Annotated in this window: 19 protein-coding genes; 10 read left to right on the top strand and 9 right to left on the bottom strand. The window is 48.7% G+C overall.

Annotated features, from left to right (window positions below; translation table 11 throughout):
• Positions 1-50: 50 nt before the first annotated feature.
• Positions 51-965, bottom strand: coding sequence for a hypothetical protein (locus tag QVE43_RS07705; protein WP_288005775.1), 915 nt, complete (start codon positions 963-965; stop codon positions 51-53).
• 147 nt (positions 966-1,112) lie between these two features.
• Between QVE43_RS07705 and proS the strand changes: the two genes are divergently transcribed.
• From proS to QVE43_RS07685, 4 genes are read left to right on the top strand one after another with little or no spacing between them, the layout of a single operon-like run.
• Positions 1,113-2,588 carry a proline--tRNA ligase gene (gene proS / locus QVE43_RS07700; RefSeq protein WP_288005773.1) on the top strand — a complete coding sequence of 492 codons (1,476 nt, stop codon included), beginning with the start codon at positions 1,113-1,115 and terminating at the stop codon, positions 2,586-2,588.
• 23 nt (positions 2,589-2,611) lie between these two features.
• Entirely contained in the window at positions 2,612-3,898 is a 1,287-nt protein-coding gene (locus tag QVE43_RS07695; RefSeq protein ID WP_288005772.1) for an adenylosuccinate synthase, read from the top strand.
• Positions 3,899-3,920: 22 nt separating this feature from the next.
• Positions 3,921-4,418: an NADH-quinone oxidoreductase subunit A gene (locus QVE43_RS07690; RefSeq protein WP_288005770.1), complete on the top strand. Its 498-nt coding sequence runs from the start codon at positions 3,921-3,923 to the stop codon at positions 4,416-4,418.
• Positions 4,419-4,421: 3 nt separating this feature from the next.
• Positions 4,422-4,958, top strand: coding sequence for an NADH-quinone oxidoreductase subunit B (locus QVE43_RS07685; RefSeq protein WP_038028375.1), 537 nt, complete (start codon positions 4,422-4,424; stop codon positions 4,956-4,958).
• A 48-nt stretch (positions 4,959-5,006) separates the two neighbouring features.
• Here the strand turns inward: QVE43_RS07685 and QVE43_RS07680 are convergent, their stop codons facing one another.
• From QVE43_RS07680 to QVE43_RS07655, 6 genes are all read right to left on the bottom strand, one after another.
• Positions 5,007-5,267: a hypothetical protein gene (locus QVE43_RS07680; protein ID WP_288005767.1), complete on the bottom strand. Its 261-nt coding sequence runs from the start codon at positions 5,265-5,267 to the stop codon at positions 5,007-5,009.
• Positions 5,268-5,428: 161 nt separating this feature from the next.
• The gene (locus tag QVE43_RS07675; RefSeq protein ID WP_288005765.1) at positions 5,429-5,848 is read right to left on the bottom strand and encodes a hypothetical protein; all 420 of its coding nucleotides are present in this window, start codon (positions 5,846-5,848) and stop codon (positions 5,429-5,431) included.
• A gap of 33 nt (positions 5,849-5,881) precedes the next feature.
• Positions 5,882-6,484 carry a thioredoxin family protein gene (locus QVE43_RS07670; RefSeq protein WP_038028380.1) on the bottom strand — a complete coding sequence of 201 codons (603 nt, stop codon included), beginning with the start codon at positions 6,482-6,484 and terminating at the stop codon, positions 5,882-5,884.
• Positions 6,485-6,488: 4 nt separating this feature from the next.
• Positions 6,489-6,968 (bottom strand): TlpA disulfide reductase family protein, encoded by a 480-nt coding sequence (locus QVE43_RS07665; RefSeq protein WP_288005761.1) that lies wholly within the window; start codon positions 6,966-6,968, stop codon positions 6,489-6,491.
• 338 nt (positions 6,969-7,306) lie between these two features.
• The gene (locus QVE43_RS07660) at positions 7,307-9,106 is read right to left on the bottom strand and encodes an acyl-CoA dehydrogenase family protein (RefSeq protein WP_038028384.1); all 1,800 of its coding nucleotides are present in this window, start codon (positions 9,104-9,106) and stop codon (positions 7,307-7,309) included.
• A 189-nt stretch (positions 9,107-9,295) separates the two neighbouring features.
• On the bottom strand, positions 9,296-9,799 hold the full coding sequence (locus QVE43_RS07655; protein ID WP_288005758.1) for an RNA polymerase sigma factor: 504 nt from the start codon (positions 9,797-9,799) through the stop codon (positions 9,296-9,298).
• Between the two features lie 236 nt (positions 9,800-10,035).
• Here QVE43_RS07655 and QVE43_RS07650 point away from each other — a divergent pair, with 236 nt between their 5' ends.
• From QVE43_RS07650 to QVE43_RS07630, 5 genes are all read left to right on the top strand, one after another.
• Positions 10,036-10,617, top strand: a complete 582-nt coding sequence (locus QVE43_RS07650; RefSeq protein WP_038028391.1) for an RNA polymerase sigma factor — start codon at positions 10,036-10,038, stop codon at positions 10,615-10,617.
• On the top strand, positions 10,593-11,318 hold the full coding sequence (locus QVE43_RS07645; RefSeq protein ID WP_288005756.1) for a hypothetical protein: 726 nt from the start codon (positions 10,593-10,595) through the stop codon (positions 11,316-11,318). The genes QVE43_RS07650 and QVE43_RS07645 overlap by 25 nt, the downstream gene beginning before the upstream one ends.
• Before the next feature lie 38 nt (positions 11,319-11,356).
• Positions 11,357-12,559, top strand: coding sequence for a hypothetical protein (locus tag QVE43_RS07640; protein WP_288005753.1), 1,203 nt, complete (start codon positions 11,357-11,359; stop codon positions 12,557-12,559).
• Positions 12,560-12,787: 228 nt separating this feature from the next.
• The gene (locus QVE43_RS07635) at positions 12,788-13,366 is read left to right on the top strand and encodes an RNA polymerase sigma factor (protein WP_038028395.1); all 579 of its coding nucleotides are present in this window, start codon (positions 12,788-12,790) and stop codon (positions 13,364-13,366) included.
• Positions 13,367-13,384: 18 nt separating this feature from the next.
• Positions 13,385-14,104 (top strand): tol-pal system YbgF family protein, encoded by a 720-nt coding sequence (locus QVE43_RS07630; protein ID WP_288005748.1) that lies wholly within the window; start codon positions 13,385-13,387, stop codon positions 14,102-14,104.
• A 20-nt stretch (positions 14,105-14,124) separates the two neighbouring features.
• On the opposite strand, the gene QVE43_RS07625 is transcribed toward QVE43_RS07630, so the two are convergent.
• A complete protein-coding gene (locus tag QVE43_RS07625) occupies positions 14,125-14,622 on the bottom strand; it encodes a hypothetical protein (protein WP_288005745.1) in 498 nt (165 codons plus the stop codon).
• A gap of 155 nt (positions 14,623-14,777) precedes the next feature.
• Between QVE43_RS07625 and QVE43_RS07620 the strand changes: the two genes are divergently transcribed.
• Entirely contained in the window at positions 14,778-15,854 is a 1,077-nt protein-coding gene (locus QVE43_RS07620; protein ID WP_288005742.1) for an AI-2E family transporter, read from the top strand.
• Here QVE43_RS07620 and QVE43_RS07615 read toward each other — a convergent pair.
• On the bottom strand, positions 15,817-16,935 hold the full coding sequence (locus QVE43_RS07615) for an endonuclease/exonuclease/phosphatase family protein (protein ID WP_288005739.1): 1,119 nt from the start codon (positions 16,933-16,935) through the stop codon (positions 15,817-15,819). The genes QVE43_RS07620 and QVE43_RS07615 overlap by 38 nt on opposite strands.
• Positions 16,936-16,941: the final 6 nt, after the last annotated feature.

The raw sequence follows: 16,941 nt of genomic DNA, 5'->3' as shown, positions 1-16,941 counted from the left end.
GAAAGAATACATGTTTTGCAAAAATATATGGAATTGCCCGCATACAAGCATCAGCGCGGACGGCTGCGGCCACCGCCACTTCTTGAAGGCGAAGAACCGCGGTTATATGAGGGCGTACTTCGCGGACTGGTAGTGCTTCTGTAGCGGGGCGTGCTTTGGCGTTGTTGGGTATTGCTGTTTCTGTACCGGGGCGTATAAGTCGGCGTCTTGTTAGGTGTGGTTGAATAACGCGTACGCCCTTGGCGGCTTGGGTTTTGCTGTACCGGCTGCGTACTGATGGTACTTCTTGTATTCTGCTGTTGGAAGGTGGTGCCACGCGGCGTTAAATGCCTGCGTGGTGCGTAGTAGCTACGCGGGCGCTCGCTGCCGCCGGTTACATAAATTTGGTTGCCGTACCAGCAGTTCCAACAGTTGCCATACCAGGGCGAGTACCAAGGCGAGTAGCGCCAACCATTGCCCCAACCAAAAGACAAGCCCCAGCTGCTGCGCCATCCCCAGGCCGGGTTGTAGTAAAAGTTGCTCCATGTGTTATAAGGCGAATTCCAACCGTAGGGCGAATACCAAGGGTTGCCCATAAAAGGCGAGCCCCAGCCACTCATTTGCCAATAGGCATCTTGATAGCCATTGCGGTAACCTTCCCGGTAAGCTTCGAAATCGTCATAATAAGGATTGTTTTCCGGTGCCAAGCGGCTTCCCGGGCTTTGATAGTATTCCGTGCTGCCACCCGCGTCGCTATTGGGTTGATAGTCCGGATTGGCAATGCCGCCATTCATGCTGCCCCTTTCGGCAGGCACTGCCTGCGGTTCCCGGCTATAGCTTGTAGAGACTGCCGGCTCGGCGTCGGCGGTGGGCAGGTAATAAACATCATCTACTTCGCGGCTTGCCGGCTGATATAATTTGGGACTACATCCGCTGAAAAAGATAATAAGGGCGAGTATCGGAAGGGCAGGAAGGGCTCGTTTCATAACAACTTTTCTTTATCTATACAACTGAATTTAAACAAAAAGCATTTCATTCCATAGCATTCTTTTTATCTTTGCTGCAAAAGACAAGCCAAATGCAAGCCTTGGCGCTTGCCCTTTGCAAAAGCATACATCTGTAAACACAATACTATGAGTAAAGGACTTCCTAAACGTTCAGAAGACTACGCTGCTTGGTATCAAGAGTTGGTGAAGCAAGCCGACCTGGCAGAACATGCACCGGTGAAAGGCTGCATGATTATCAAACCCTATGGCTTCGGCATCTGGGAAAAGATGCAGCGTACCTTAGACGATATGTTCAAAGAAACGGGGCATGTCAATGCCTACTTCCCTTTGTTTATTCCTAAATCGTATTTAAGCAAAGAAGCGGCACACGTAGAAGGCTTTGCCAAAGAGTGCGCCGTGGTTACCCACTATCGCTTGAAAAACAGCCCCGACGGCAAAGGGGTAATTGTTGACCCCGAAGCACGTTTGGAGGAAGAACTGATTGTGCGTCCTACCTCCGAAACCATCATATGGAGTGCTTACCGCAATTGGATTCAGTCGTACCGCGACTTGCCCCTGCTTATCAACCAATGGGCAAACGTGGTGCGCTGGGAGATGCGCACCCGCCTCTTCTTGCGCACCGCTGAATTCTTGTGGCAGGAAGGCCACACCGCCCATGCTACCAAAGAAGAGGCCATAGAAGAGACCCGCCGCATGCTGGACGTGTATGCACGTTTTGCCGAAGAATACATGGCCATGCCGGTCATCAAGGGCGTAAAAAGCGAAAACGAGCGCTTTGCCGGCGCAGTAGATACCTATTGCATTGAAGCCCTCATGCAAGATGGCAAAGCATTGCAAGCCGGCACTTCGCACTTTTTGGGGCAAAATTTCGCCAAAGCTTTCGATGTGAAGTTTGCCAACAAAGAAGGCGAGCTGGACTACGTATGGGGGACTTCCTGGGGCGTAAGTACCCGTTTGATGGGCGCTTTGATTATGACCCACTCTGACGACAAAGGCTTGGTATTGCCCCCCCGTTTGGCGCCTATTCAAGTGGTGATTGTGCCCATCTATCGTGGAGATGACGAGCTCGAAGCAATTCAAACATATGTCCAAGGGATTATAGAGAAGCTGAAACGTGTAGGCATCAAGGTGCACTTTGATGCGCGTGATACCCACCGTCCGGGCTTTAAGTTTGCCGAATGGGAATTGAAGGGCGTCCCCGTGCGCTTGGCTATTGGTAAGCGTGATATGGAGAACAATCAGGTGGAAGTAGCACGCCGCGATACCGGCGAAAAGCACACCGCCCCGGTAGATGGCCTTACCGAACATATACTTGACCTGCTGGATGATGTGCAACAGTCCCTCTTCAAACGTGCTTTGGCCTTCCGCGAAGCCAACACACGCAAAGCCGACTCTTACAAAGAGTTTAAGGAAATATTGGAAAAGCACGGTGGCTTCATCTTGGCTCACTGGGACGGCACCACCGAAACCGAGTTGCGTATCAAAGAAGAAACCAAAGCTACCATTCGCTGTATCCCGCTGGATGCCGAAGAGGAAGAAGGCAAGTGCATAGTGACCGGTAAGCCATCGAAACGCAGAGTTTTATTTGCCAAAGCCTATTAACAACAAGCATAAGAACCATAGCTATGAACTTAGACGTACTGTTAGGATTACAATGGGGCGATGAGGGGAAAGGCAAAATAGTGGACTTCCTGGCGCCCAAATATCAACTGGTAGCGCGCTTTCAAGGCGGACCGAACGCCGGCCATACCTTGGAGTTCGACGGCATCAAGCATGTGCTGCATCAAATTCCTTCGGGCATTTTTCATGAAGGCATTCAGAATGTCATAGGCAATGGGGTAGTGATTGACCCCGTGGTCTTTATGAAAGAAATAGAAGCTCTTAAGCCTTATGGCGTGCCTTACCACAAAAATCTTTTTATTTCCAAAAAAGCCCATTTGATTTTGCCTACCCACCGCCTGTTGGATGCCGCCTCGGAGGCTGCCAAAGGCAAAGAAAAAATAGGCTCTACTTTGCGCGGCATCGGACCTGCCTACATGGATAAAACCGGACGCAACGGCCTCCGCATAGGCGATATCCTAAGCCCCGACTTCAAGAAGCGTTATCAAAAGCTTGTAGATAAACACAAAGGCTTGCTGGAGTTTTATCGCTATGAATACGATTTGAATGAAAGCGAACCGGCTTTCTTTGAGGCCATTGAGCAGCTCAAAGAACTCCGCCTTGCCGATACCGAATACATGCTGAGCGAAGCTTTGCAGCAAGGCAAGCGGGTATTGGCAGAAGGGGCACAAGGCACTTTGCTCGATATTGAATTCGGTTCTTATCCTTATGTAACCAGCTCGCACACGACCACCGCCGGTGCCTGCATTGGCTTGGGGGTGGCGCCCAAAGCCGTACACGAGGTGTTGGGCATCTTCAAGGCTTACTGCACGCGTGTGGGAAGTGGTCCTTTCCCCACAGAGCTGAACGATGAAACCGGCGAAGCCATTCGCCGGGCAGGGCATGAGTTCGGTTCTACCACCGGGCGCTCGCGCCGCTGTGGATGGCTCGACTTGCCCGCGCTGCGCTATGCCTGTATGCTCAATGGCGTGACCCAGCTATTCATGATGAAAGCTGACGTCCTGAGCGGTTTCGATGAAATCAAAGTTTGTACGCATTACAAGCTTTCCGATGGTACCATTACCCGGCAAATGCCCTACTGTCTGTTGAATGAGCCGGTAGAGCCTGTATATGAAACGCTGCCCGGTTGGTCCGGAAACATAGAAGCGAGCACCGCCTACGAAGACCTGCCGCGCAATTTGCGTCATTATGTAAATTTCATTGAAGAATACCTGCACCTGCCCATCGCGCTGGTGTCCATCGGGCCCGACCGGGCACAAACCATCTTGCGCAAGAATGTGTTTTCTATGTAAGTGATAAAAAATGCCCAATACCATGCAACACGGAGCACTCTCATCCTTTTCCATGATTCTATTGTTCATCATCGGGAGTGCTCTGTTTTTGTTGGGCGGCCTGTTTGCTGCCTACCTGTTGGCACCCCGCAAGCCCAATCACGAAAAACTATCGACCTACGAGTGTGGCGAGCAGCCCGTAGGGCATGCATGGGGGCAGTTCAACTTTCGCTTCTATACCCTCGCGCTTATTTTCATTCTTTTTGAAATAGAAACCGTGCTTCTTTTTCCTTGGGCTATAGTTTTCGGGCAAAAAGAACTTATAGAAGCCACCCAAGGACGGTGGGCATGGTTTGCTTTCATAGAAGCCCTCGTTTTTATTGGTTTGCTGCTTGCCGGTCTTTTGTATGCCTGGCGGCGTGGTTTTCTTGATTGGGCGAGGCCCCGTCCCAAGGTGCCGTCGGTTCATTCGCCCGTGCCTCATGCCCTGTATGAAAATGTGAACCGGCGCTATAGCCCGTCATCCAAACAGAAAGCATAACTTATGGAAATGGAAAGAAACAACCAGGGAAGTGTGCTCTTGCTCAAAGCCGAAGACCTGCTGAACTGGGCACGCTTGTCTTCGCTTTTTCCCATGGGCTTTGGTTTGGCTTGTTGTGCCATTGAAATGATGGCCGCCTATGCTTCGGCTTATGACATGGACCGCTTTGGCATCATTCCACGGAATTCGCCCCGCCAATCCGATGTGATGATAGTAGCCGGCACCGTCACTTTTAAAATGGCAGACCGCATCCGGCGGCTCTATGAGCAAATGCCCGAGCCCCGCTATGTGATTTCGATGGGCTCTTGTGCCAACTGCGGCGGTCCTTATTGGCAGCACGGCTATCATGTGGTGAAAGGCGTCGATAAAATCATACCGGTTGATTTTTATGTGCCCGGTTGCCCCCCACGCCCCGAAGCCCTCATTGGGGCATTCATGAAACTGCAGCAAAAAATTAAGGCGGAAGCCTTCCTAAGCAAAGACGTGGCAGGTATCCGGCAAATTTTGGAGAAAAAACGGCAGAGCAATAAAAAAACATAAAGGCGGAGTCCCAAAGCCCCGCCTTTGTTTTGTACAGTGTCCGGCTGCTTACTTCATTTCTTCAACGGCTTTTTCGGACTCTTCTTTTACTTCTTCAGCCCCTTCTTTTACTTCTTCGGCTGCCTTTTCAGTTTCTTCCTTTACTTCCTCAGCAGCTTCTTTTGCTTCTTCTTTTACCTCTTTGGCGCTTTCTTTTACTTGCTCGGTGGCTTCTTCCATTGACTTTTCAGCGTTTTCTTGCTGACCTTCGCCGCAAGAAACCAATACAAAAGTACCGACAGCCAATAACATCAAAAATAACTTCTTCATAGTTCTACTGTTTTTTTAGTTGTGTCACAAGTGTATGTGCACTTTTTAATTCCCGGTTTGCCGAAAGGTAACCCACTGTATTTTTCTTTTTATGCATAAAAGAAAGTGAGCCGTTCGTTGGAACGGGCTCGCTTGGTTGATAAATGCTGTTTCGTATGAAATTACTCAGCAGGAGCTTCTTTAGGCTGAGCTTCGCCTTCAGCAGGAGCTTCTTCGGTAGCTTCAGGCTGAGCTTCTTCAGTAGTTTCAGGCTGAGCTTCTTCCACAGCAGGCTGCTCTTCGGCAGGTTGTACGTCTTCAGCAGCAGGTTGCTCCTGGGTTTCAGCGTTTTCTTGCTGACCTTCGCCGCAAGAAACCAATGCAAAAGTACCGGCAGCCAACAACATCAAAAATAACTTTTTCATAGTAATTAGAATTTTGAGGTTTAACAATGAACCTAAATGCACCCCTTTATTCCCTTGATTGAAAAAGGTAACCCAAGGCAATAGAAAATTTTTTTTTTCGTAAAAAGGATACTGTCCAAGACAAAAGGCGGTTAGTGGGGGCTTCAATAAAAAAAGCGCTTGTCTTTGGAGTGACAAGCGCCTTTGATAAACAGGTCCGTAAAGGTTCTTTTACATTTCGCGCCACTTGATGGTACAGCCTATGGCTTTGGCTTGTTTTACCTCTACCTCTTTGCCATTGAGCAGGGCATCTACGGCTTGCTCTACATATTTTTTGCTGGCTTTGCTCGCGTCGCGTGGGCTGTCGTCAATAGCACCAATATAGCTTACTATCAGGTCTTTACCTTCTTTTTTCAATACAAACACATGCGGGGTGTTGGTGGCGCCGTAGGTGCGTGCCACCTCTTGGGTTTCGTCGAACAGATAGGGGAAAGTAAAGCCTTTTTCCTTGGCTCTTTCTATCATTTTGTCGAAGCTGTCCTCGGGTTGCTTCTTCGGGTCGTTGGGGTTAATGGCTATGACCGGATAGCCCAATGGCTTGTACTTCTTGTCTAAGGCAATGATGCGGTCTTCGTACATCTTGGAGAAAGGGCAGTGGTTGCAGGTAAATACCACAATGAAGCCCTTGGCTTCCGGGTAGTCGGCAAGCGACACATGGCGCCCATCGATGTTTTTCAGTTTGAAATCGATGGCTTTGTCGCCGGGCTTATAGCCTTGTGCCCATGTGAGGGCAGCCGGCAACAGCAGCAGAAGGGTAAACAGATACTTTTTCATGACTCTATGGTTTTAGTTGCTCTTGAATACGTGTGACCAACGATGCGTAGCTGACAGGACCGGGAATGAAAGCCACCTTTTGCCCGTTGCGGTAAATCAGGGTCATGGGAATGGCACCTTGCCAGCGCGGCTCAATGCGGTCTATCCATGCGTTATAGTCGGTTTCATCGAGCAGGAAAGTGGGCAGCGCAATGCCTTTCTTTTTCAGCAGCGCGAGCGCTTTGGGCTGCTCGTCGGCAAAGTCCAGGCTCACCAAAAGTAGCTGCACGCCCCGTGCCTGAAAGTCTTGATAAACACGGTAAAGGTCGGGCAGCTCTTTTACACAAGGTGCACACCAGGTTGCCCAAAAATTGACCACCACCACCCCCTCGCGCCGGGCTATTTCTTTTTCCAAGCGGTCTATCTTAATGACCTCAACACTTTGGGCTTGTGTGTGCAGCCCCAAGCCAATTGCCAGCAGGCAGAGCCATAACCACCGTTTCATTGTACCGATTGTTGTTTGCATAATTAACGACGCACGGGTTTAAAATGTTGTTTTAGAAGAAAAAAAAACAGGTAGCCGGTGCCCGGGCTTGCCACGATTAGCCGGATAAAGCTGCGCTGTTCTCGCTGTGCACTTATTTCGTCCGCGAGAAGACAGGCGGAAGTGTGAAGAAGATAGTGGTGGAGTAGGGGGGTTGTGCATCCCCGGTGTAAAAAGAGCAGGGTTATTCCTGCTCTTTTTTTGCATGGCTATGGAGCGGTTAGTTTTTGCCCGGAAAAAAGAAAAGCCACCCGATGAGAAACTCATGGGCGGCTTGGCTATATGTTCAACCCTAAACACTAAAATGCATACTCATTCTTTTCGATGAGATAATCGGCAATGCGACGGCGGGCAGCCTTCACATTGAAGGGCTCTAATTTAGTAAAGCGTTTCAAACCAAGCAACATTACACGCAACTCGTCACCTTCGGCAAAGGCGGTGATGGCTTCACGCGCAGCTTTTTGAATCACATCTACGGCATCGTAAAGGTACACACGAGCCAAGTCTTGGTAAAGGGCAGTAGCTTCTTCACCTTGTTTTTGAGCCATCTTCAACACACGCAACAGCACCGACTCTGTTACATAAGTTTCTATGAGCATGTCGGCTACATTCATGATGATTTCCTGTTCTTCGCCCAAGCCTTTGCCCAGTTTTTGAGCTGCCGCACCGGCTACCATCAAGATGGCTTTCTTGAAGTTTTTCACGGCTTTCAGCTCGGCGGCAAAAAGGCTGGTATCTGCTTCGGCACCGAAATCAGGAATAGCCATCAGTTCTTTGGCAACAGCCATGGCAGGACCCATCACGTCGAGCTCGCCCTTCATGGCGCGGCGCAGAATCATATCAACGGTCAACAGACGGTTGATTTCGTTGGTACCTTCGAAAATACGGTTGATGCGGGCGTCGCGGTAGGCACGCTCTACGGGCGACTCGGCAGAATAGCCCATGCCACCGTAAATCTGAACAGCTTCATCTACCACATAGTCGAGCACTTCCGAGCCGTGTACTTTCATCATGGCGCACTCAATGGCAAACTGCTTCAAGCTTTCAAGTTTGGCTTCGGAGTCGCTCATGCCGGCTTCTTTATACATCTTGATGGCATCTTCAATGTTTTGACCGGCACGGTAGGTGGCAGCCTCAGAGGCAAAGATTTTTACAGCCGATTCGGCAATTTTATGCTTGATGGCACCAAACGAGCTGATGGGGCGACCGAACTGCTTACGCTCGTTGGCGTAGCGGATGGCATGGCTCAGGGCAGCTTTGGAAGCACCAATAGCGGCAGCAGCCAGCTTGATACGCCCGATATTCAGGATGTTAACGGCTATTTTAAAGCCATTTTCACGCTCCGACAACAGGTTTTCTACGGGCACCTTGCAGTCGTTGAAGAAGATTTGGCGGGTGTCCGAACCTTTGATACCCATTTTCTTTTCCGGGGGGTTCATGGTGATGCCGCCAAAGTCTTTCTCTACGATGAAGGCGCTCAGGTTTTTGTCGTCATCAATTTTGGCAAATACAATATACACATCGGCAAAGCCACCGTTGGTTATCCACATCTTTTGCCCGTTGATGATATAATACTTGCCGTCTTCGCTCAAAGTGGCTTTGGTTTTGCCCGAGTTGGCGTCAGAACCGGAGTCGGGCTCGGTGAGGCAGTAAGCTGCTTTCCACTCGCCCGAAGCCAGCTTGGGCAAATACTTTTTCTTTTGCTCTTCGTTGCCATAGTACTGGATAGGCAGCGTGCCGATACCGGTATGCGCCGAGAAAGCTACGGCAAAAGAGTGTCCGGCACCCAGATATTCGGTAATAAGCATGGTAGAGTTGAAGTCCATGCCCATGCCGCCGTACTCTTCGGGCACGCCTGCGCCCAGCAAGCCCAATTCACCGGCTTTGTCGAGCAAGCTCACCATCAGAGAAGTGTCTTTGGCTTCGTCCAGCTCTTCCACCTTAGGATATACTTCCTTTTCCAAAAAGTCTTTACATGCCTGAATCAGCATGCGCTGCTCTTCGGTGAACTCTTCAGGAGTGAAAATTTCTTCGGGGGTAACGTCCTTAATCAGGAACTCACCACCTTTGATCAGGTTTTTGTTTGCTACGGTTTCCATAGTTTATAACGGTTTTCGTATTGACGAAAGAAGGAATCATTCTTATCGACAAATGTAATAAAAAATTATTATGCATGCAGAATAATTGTAAGATTTTTATAAAACTTATTGTGATACAAAAATTTAGGGAAGTCCGTAGGGCTTCCCTTTTATAAGGCGTTGTGGCGTGTTTTTGTTCGTGCGGAGGGCTTAATCTCTTTGTAATTTTTCCTTTAGCTGCTTTCGTGCAATATGAATGCGGTTTTTCACCGTGCCAATAGGGATGCCCAAGCGGTCGGCAATTTCCTGATATTTGAACCCACGGTAATACATCAGGAAGGGGAGGCGGTAGTGTTCGGCAAGGGCATCTATGGCATGCATGATTTCCTCGGTCATCAAGTGGCTGAGTGCCGCGTTGTGTGCAGTGCGCTCGCCCGAGTTGATAAAGTGCTGGTTGTCGGTAGTATCTACGAAGGTTTGCCGGCGGCTGGCCTTTTGGTAGCGTGTAATAAAAGTGTTTTTCATGATGGTGTAAAGCCATGCCTTCAGGTTGGTACCTATGGAAAACTTGTCTTTGTTTTTGAGCGCTTTATATAAAGTTTCCTGAATGAGATCATCGGCAGCGTCTTGGTCTTTGACCATACGCAGGGCAAAGGGGCGCAACGAGGCGCCGGCTTCATGCAGTTTGTATCCGAAATCTTCGCGTGGGTTCATAGCTGTGGGGCTTTGGTTTCTATGTTTTTCAAATATAGGAAGTTTGCAGATGGTATCCAAATTTTGTTTAACTTTTTATTGTTTAATATTAAACAAAATCAACATTTAAACATTTTTTGTTTTCCTTTTGGTTCTCAATATTTAAACAAAAAAGCTTGCCATAAAAAAATATTATCTTCAGGCAACCCTTTTGCAAGGAGTGGCATCTATATAAGTGAAGGCTTTCATAAAAGCAGATGATACGACTACGAAAGAGAAGTATAACAGATGAAGCGTCGCTGATAGCAGCCATACGCAAGGGAAGCGAAAAGGCAATGTCGGCATTATATGAGCGCTATGCGGCCAAAATGATGGGCGTGTGTCGCCGTTATTTGCCCATGCCGGAGGCCGAAGACGCTTTTATTGAAGGGTTTCAGCGCGTATTTCAACACATAGAGCAGTACAAAGGCGAGGGCAGCTTTGAAGGCTGGATGCGGCGCATCTTTGTCAATCACTGCCTGCAGTATTTGCGAAGCAAAAGCCGCTTGCTGAGTGTGGAGACAGAAGAAACAGAGGCGGTGGCCGACGAGCTGCATGTAGCCGGCGACGTGCTCGCACAGCTGCAAGAAGAGTATTTGATGGAGCTACTGGAGCGATTGCCCAAAGGTTACCGAACGGTCTTTAACCTTTATGCCATAGAAGGATTTACACATGCCGAAATAGCCGGTATGTTGAATATCAGCGAAGGAACGAGTAAAAGTCAGTTGGCGAAAGCCAGAAAGATGTTACAAACATGGATAACCGAAGAAGCACAATGCAGCCGGACAAACATCCTATAGATGAAGTGTTTCGCAAAAAGCTGAAACACTATCAAGCACCGCCACCGGCCGGTGCTTGGGAGCGCATACGGAAGGGGGCAGCCGGCGGCAAGCAGCCGTTTATGGGCGGTAAAAAACACTGGATATGGGCGCTGCTGCTCATGGGCAGCTTGATGCTGGGCGGATACTACGCCTTCAAAGGCGAGCATGCAACCGCTTTGCCCACCGACAGCATGGCTATGGGAACAGAGCAAGAGAGTTTATTGAATACAAGCGGAAAATCTTCTGCTGCCGGTAACGAAGTCAAAGCAGCTGAAGAATCGAAAGTAAGCGGGCTTGTGCCTTTGGCAGAAGAAAACACCGGGCAGATCAAGAGAGCAGCAGAGACCAAACAGCAGGCCGAAGCGACACCAAAAGCCAACCCCATACGGAAAGAAGTGCCTCAGCAGCCCCAACAAGCCCTGCCGGAGACAGACAAGGAAGCCGGCAATTCGCCGGAGGAGCCTATGCAGCAGACTACTGCCGCTCCTGACCGTTACGAGCGGCCGCCCGCACGGGTGCGGGTACAAGTAAGCATTTCGCCCGAGCGGGAACAACAAGCCACTTCCAATGCCAAACCGGAAGGGCACAAAAAGATGGGAACCCGCATCATTTGGAATAAGCAAAAGGTAGAGAAAGTGCTCAACCAAGTATTGTATTTGAAAAAAGACATTGGTCAGTAGTTTGAAATAAAAATCTCACTTTAAAAACAGGAAGAACGATGAAACGACTCAGCAAAATGATCTTGCTGTGCACCACCGCTTTGTGTCTGTGGGTGCCGGCACATGCCCAAGATACCATCCGGGTAGAGGTGGAAGACCATACTACCGTGATAGTAGCCACCAAAGACAAGCAGGCGTTGAAACAACTGAAGTATATCGACTTCAACAACCTGATTGAACAAGTAATAAAGGAAGTAGGTGCGGACTTGCCCCCTGACACCGCCGTTACTTACAACTATGAACTGGTCAATGCCGGCGACAAGAGTGTGCTGGTGCGCGTAGATGATGAACAAGAGCAACAAGAAAAAGAGTATGTGCAGCTTACGATTCGCAATAACAAGCGTGGCAAAACCATTTTGAACCTGCGTATTCCGGCCGACAGCGAAGACCTGAAAGATTGGGAGGAAGTGGAAGCAGACGTAGAAGAACTCGAAGCCATTCTGGGCGATAAGTTTTCCATCCGTATAGAACACAGTCAGGCTGACATGGATGACATGGCAGAGGAAGAAGACGATGATGAAGGAGAGGTAGAGGTGGATGCATGGTTGGGCGGCGAAGGTATTACTTTTTACCAAACACCTTGGAACACGATCGCTTATTTCGATTTTGGGATAAACAACTACCTGCAAGATGGCAACTTCCCGAACGACCAAAACGCACCTTATGCCGTGCGTCCTTTGAACTCTACTTATGTAGGCATAGGCATTACGGCACGCCGCCACTTGGTGACCGGCAAAAACGGTAGCTACCTGGCTGTTGATTTCGGGCTTTTGTGGGATTGGTACAATTTCAAATACAAGCCGTCCTATTATTTGCGTGCCACCGATACCGGCGTAAGCTGGGGTGACTATAAGGCAGATTTTGGAGAAGACCTGAAGAAAAACAAACTGGTGGTTTCTTATCTGAACGTGCCGGTGCGTTTGGTATATCGTGGCATGAATGCCAAGGGCAACCGTACGCTCAATTTGGGTATTGGCGGCTATGTGGGATACCGGGTCAATGCCTGGACGAAAGTGCAGCCTGTGGGCGGTTCCAAAACCAAAGAAAAAGGCGACTTTTATTTGAACAGCCTGCGCTACGGCGTGGAAGGACAGATAGGCTTCGGCAGTCTTCTGCTCTTTGTAAAATATGATCTGAATACACTTTTCGACGAATCGCAAAACATCAACCTGCAGCCTATCTCTTTTGGTATCCGGCTCTAAGCCGCACCTACGGTTTCTCTATACAACCAAAGACTTGTGTACCGCTACAAGGAAGTGCCCTTCGGTGGAGGGCAGCTTCCTTTTTTCTATAGCCGGCAAAGCAAGCAAAGCATGCAATAAGTCCGGCAGGGGCGCGTTGCTTTCAAAGCAATGTCCGGACTACATCTTTTTTTTAACTTTATGTGCTAACATTGCAGCGCTTCTTTTTACTAAATACCTGAAATCGAAATGGCTATTAGTGACCGGCAACTATTGGAGGCAGTCAAAACAGGGAACCAACAAGTGGTGGAACGCTACTACTTAGACGTACATGCTGAATTTATTCATTGGTGTTACAAACAATTTGCTCTGGACCGGGAACAAGCGCTGGATGCATTTCAGGATGCATTCGTGATTTTCTATGAGAAGCTATGCCGCGGCACCATGCCGGACATCAAAAGCTCGCTGAAAACTTATCTGTTTGCCATTGGTAAGCATTTAATATACAGAAGGTTTCAAAAAGCAGACATCCGGCAGCGCAACCAGGAGCAAATGGCTTATTTGAGCGAAGACCGTTTTGCACCGGCTTTTCTCGAAGAGGAAGAGCAGGCGCAAATGGAGCAAATAGCGCTGGAAGCTGCCCGGAATATGAAAGAGCCCTGCCGGAGTATCTTGCAGTGGTTTTATTTCGACAGACTGTCTTTGACAGTGATTGCCCAAAAGCTGGGCTACAAAAATGATAATGTGATGAAAAACAAAAAGGCACGTTGTTTGCAAAAACTTAGAAAAACCGTAGAAAAGCGTTTGAAAAACTATTCTGTGGATTAAAGAGGCGAAAAGGTTGGTATGATGAATACAGCATTTGAAACACTGATAGAAAAGATGCACCGGGGCGAAGCAAGCCCCGAGGAGCAAATAGAGTTGGAAATGACCTTGCAAAAAGAGCCGGCTTTGCGGCGCGAGGCAGTTTTGCTATGGGGCGTGATGGAAGGGGCACGGCATGCAGGAAGAGCCGGCATGAAGCAACGCCTAAAAATGTTGCATCTGCGTGAGCAACGCCGCAGCCGTTTGCAAAAACGCATGCGCTGGGGACTGGCCGTAGTGGTGGCTTTGTTTGTTTTTGCTTTGGGCTTTCAGTATTACTACACCCCCCATCGTTTATTTGAAGCACACTACAAACCACTACCCACCCAAGGGCTGGCAGCACATGAAGTGCCTTTGTCGCCCGAACTGGAAGAAGCCTTAGAGGCTTATGAGCAAAAGGCATATGCCAAGGCAGTGAAAGAGTTCAAAGAGGCACGTGCGGCAGGTGCTTCGGCAGAGGCAACGCAGCTTTACGAAGCCATCAGCTACATAGAAATGGGCAAGCCCAAAGAAGCGAAAGAGATATTGCTTGCTTTCCGTTCGGAAAACAGCTACTACGCCGAAACAGCACGCTGGTACTTGGCTTTGGTTTTTTTGCGGGAGTACCGTCCACAAGCTGCCCGCCGTATCTTGGAAGAGCTTGCCAAGGGGCAATATTATGCACCGGTAGCCAAAGAGCTGTTGGAGACACTGTCGGAGTAAGGCAGAAGAGGCACACCCCTTCAACTCTTTTTTACTTTGGGGTCGGTATGTAAAACACTTTTATTGCGGCGGCGTGCCTTTTCCCATCCGTTATAGCCGTAATGTTTTTCGAAAGTGTCTGTAATGACTTGAAGAACATCCAACAACTTATTTACTTCGGTTTCATAATCACCGGGCTTGAAGACGCGTTGACCGTGTACAAGCTGATTCCTTTTTTCACCGGCTTCATTAATGGTTTTGACTGCCTCGTTCCCGAGTATGTCTTTTAATTTCCGGTGTTGAGGGTCATATATTTCCCATGCTTCTTGAATGCCATTGAGCCCACTTGCTCGTCTTATAAGCTTATCGGCAATTTTGCTCTTAAAGCCGGCTGAAATGATGAGTTGCCGGAGGGTTCTGCGTAAAAGCCTTTCTATAAGAAATATAGAGGCAATAAAAGCTTCTGCATGAAAATCGTTTTCCATGAGTCTGCGTATGCGCCGGGCGGTTTTTTCCGGTCCGAAATGTATTGGGTACATAGTTGCTGATTTTAAGGCTACTAACTTACTTAATAACCAATAAATTACTTTTTTTTTAGGTTCGTGTCAACAAGAGTTGACACAAAGGGCTACCATTTGGACAGAATGATACTTTTTACCTATCTTTCTTTTGCATGCAACGACAAACAAGCTATATGATAACAAGCCACATCAACTTACAGAGAGCAGCTTTAGTCCTCATTGTACTTCTGGCAAGCGGTTACTTGCTGCATATTGCCGCTTCCTTCTTTATAGATTTGGCCACTTCGTTTTTGCTTGCCCTTTTGCTGAATCCTTTGGTGGGGTGGCTGCAAAAGAAGACGCGTATGCCTGCCATGCTTGCTATTTTTCTGGCTTTGTTGCTGGTAGGGGGCATCCTGTTGTCATTGTTGTTTGTCATTGCATTGCAGTTGAAAGACTTTTCCACCAATTGGCAGGAGGTAAGTGCCCGCTTTACATCATGGATAGCACATCTTCGCGACTATATAGAGGCGCGTTGGGGTATTGGGCAGGCAGAACAAGAGCGCTATTTGCAGGTGTTGGTAAATAACCCCGAGAAAAACCTGTCTATTTTAAACCGGCTGGCCAGCAGTGGCGGGCAGTTCTTTGGAGGCTTGCTTGCTTCGCTTTCCCTGATACCTATTTACACTTTTTTTATGCTTTACTACAAAGAGCGCCTGCGCCGCTTTTTGTTCACCGTGACGGCGCCCGCTTTCCGTGGCAATTTGAAGCGCATATTGCGCAAGCTGCAGCATGTGATTTTTCGCTACATACTGGGAATGCTGCTTGTGTTCTTGGTAGTGACAGCCTTAGATACGGGGGTCTTACTGGTTTTTAGTATGGAGAATGCCTTGCTGTTGGGCGTACTGGCCGGCCTGCTCAACTTCATACCCTATATCGGTACTGCTCTGGGCGGCTTGATTCCCATGATAATTGCACTCATTACCAAAGATAGTCTTTGGTATCCGCTGGGCATAGGGCTTTGTTTTTGGGGAGTGCAGCTGCTGGAAAACAACGTGATAACCCCCTTGGTAGTAGGTGATCAGGTCAGCTTGAATGCCTTCACCATCATTTTGGTATTGGTCATTGGCGGCATGTTATGGGGCGCAGCCGGTATGGTATTGGCTATTCCTTACGCTGCCATCGTGAAGTGCATACTGGAGGAAATGCCCTCGGGACGCCCCGTGGCGTTGCTCATTGGCGATGAGCCTTTGAGCGCTTTTGATAAATAGCTACCAACGGATAGTGGTCGGAGTAGGGCACATGACGTAATACATGGCACCCCAACACTTGCCAAAAGGTATCGTCAAAGAATTGGTGGTCTATGCGCAACAGCAAAGGCGGGTTGGAGTAGGTAAATCCAAAGCCGGTGCCTGCTTCTTCAAAGGCATTGGACAAATGCTTTTTGAATGTGTGGTAGGTGTAAGAGTGAGGAACGGCGTTGAAGTCCCCACATACGATGACCGGATAAGGGGAGCGCTTGATATGCTCGAGCAGGCGCGCCTGCTCATGGGTGCGTCGTATAAACCCTTCTTTAAGCTTGCGTAATACATTCACCCAGTGGGCAGCTTTGGAAGAAGACGGCGTATGCCCGTTGATATCTATGCTCATAGAAGCCAAATGCACATTGTAAATGCGCACAGTGTCTTTTTCATGTACGATGTCAATAAAAATTGCCCGGTTGGAACGGCGGTGCCCCAATTCTAAATAGCCGCTGTGCACTATAGGGTAAACAGAAAAAATGCCCATGCCGAAGTAGCCTACTTTATAAGGATTGTTGGAGGGCAGTGGTGCCAAGTAGTAGTTATACTTGCCTTTTTGTGCTATTTTGGCTACCGTGTTGAATACCTTCGAACTGTCTTCATTATAAATTTCTTGCAAACACTTGATTTGTGCGGGGTGCTCACTTACCCACTGTATCATTTGGCGCGAAATCAGGCTGTCTTCTGCTTGCAGGTGCTCATACACATTGAATACACGCACGTTGTAGCTCATGATGCTGAGCATGTTGCCGGTTGTTTTGCCCTGTGAAGGGGCATAGCTGTTCCAGTTGAGCTGAAAGACGCCATCGAGTGTGGGTGTGGCTGCCAGCATCCATAAAACCGATAACCATGCATATAAGCGCCGGCGGGGCATCCAGAACAACAGCCACAGCAAAAACGAAAGCGTTACAAGCGGAATGGATAAACTCAAAAAGCCTGCCCACCACCATCCTTCGCCGGGCGGAATCCACAGCGAAGCATAGCACAGCAGCGCAAAGCATCCATAAAGCAGGAAAATCCAAGAGACAAAGCTATAACGGGCTTGTTTCATACCATA

Origin of the sequence: Thermonema sp. (assembly GCF_026003375.1) — a bacterium.
Lineage (GTDB): Bacteria > Bacteroidota > Bacteroidia > Cytophagales > Thermonemataceae > Thermonema > Thermonema rossianum.
This window is presented reverse-complemented; position numbering and strand designations above follow the sequence as displayed.

Excerpts from the sequence above, each read along its gene's own strand:
- QVE43_RS07660 (WP_038028384.1), bottom strand. The coding sequence starts at position 9,106 with ATGGAAACCGTAGCAAACAAAAACCTGATCAAAGGTGGTGAGTTCCTG.
- QVE43_RS07630 (WP_288005748.1), top strand. The coding sequence starts at position 13,385 with ATGATGAATACAGCATTTGAAACACTGATAGAAAAGATGCACCGGGGC.
- proS (WP_288005773.1), top strand. The coding sequence starts at position 1,113 with ATGAGTAAAGGACTTCCTAAACGTTCAGAAGACTACGCTGCTTGGTAT.
- QVE43_RS07685 (WP_038028375.1), top strand. The coding sequence starts at position 4,422 with ATGGAAATGGAAAGAAACAACCAGGGAAGTGTGCTCTTGCTCAAAGCC.
- QVE43_RS07620 (WP_288005742.1), top strand. The coding sequence starts at position 14,778 with ATGATAACAAGCCACATCAACTTACAGAGAGCAGCTTTAGTCCTCATT.
- QVE43_RS07695 (WP_288005772.1), top strand. The coding sequence starts at position 2,612 with ATGAACTTAGACGTACTGTTAGGATTACAATGGGGCGATGAGGGGAAA.
- QVE43_RS07650 (WP_038028391.1), top strand. The coding sequence starts at position 10,036 with ATGATACGACTACGAAAGAGAAGTATAACAGATGAAGCGTCGCTGATA.
- QVE43_RS07625 (WP_288005745.1), bottom strand. The coding sequence starts at position 14,622 with ATGTACCCAATACATTTCGGACCGGAAAAAACCGCCCGGCGCATACGC.
- QVE43_RS07680 (WP_288005767.1), bottom strand. The coding sequence starts at position 5,267 with ATGAAGAAGTTATTTTTGATGTTATTGGCTGTCGGTACTTTTGTATTG.
- QVE43_RS07640 (WP_288005753.1), top strand. The coding sequence starts at position 11,357 with ATGAAACGACTCAGCAAAATGATCTTGCTGTGCACCACCGCTTTGTGT.
- QVE43_RS07690 (WP_288005770.1), top strand. The coding sequence starts at position 3,921 with ATGCAACACGGAGCACTCTCATCCTTTTCCATGATTCTATTGTTCATC.
- QVE43_RS07705 (WP_288005775.1), bottom strand. The coding sequence starts at position 965 with ATGAAACGAGCCCTTCCTGCCCTTCCGATACTCGCCCTTATTATCTTT.
- QVE43_RS07635 (WP_038028395.1), top strand. The coding sequence starts at position 12,788 with ATGGCTATTAGTGACCGGCAACTATTGGAGGCAGTCAAAACAGGGAAC.
- QVE43_RS07670 (WP_038028380.1), bottom strand. The coding sequence starts at position 6,484 with ATGAAAAAGTATCTGTTTACCCTTCTGCTGCTGTTGCCGGCTGCCCTC.
- QVE43_RS07655 (WP_288005758.1), bottom strand. The coding sequence starts at position 9,799 with ATGAACCCACGCGAAGATTTCGGATACAAACTGCATGAAGCCGGCGCC.
- QVE43_RS07645 (WP_288005756.1), top strand. The coding sequence starts at position 10,593 with ATGCAGCCGGACAAACATCCTATAGATGAAGTGTTTCGCAAAAAGCTG.
- QVE43_RS07665 (WP_288005761.1), bottom strand. The coding sequence starts at position 6,968 with ATGAAACGGTGGTTATGGCTCTGCCTGCTGGCAATTGGCTTGGGGCTG.
- QVE43_RS07615 (WP_288005739.1), bottom strand. The coding sequence starts at position 16,935 with ATGAAACAAGCCCGTTATAGCTTTGTCTCTTGGATTTTCCTGCTTTAT.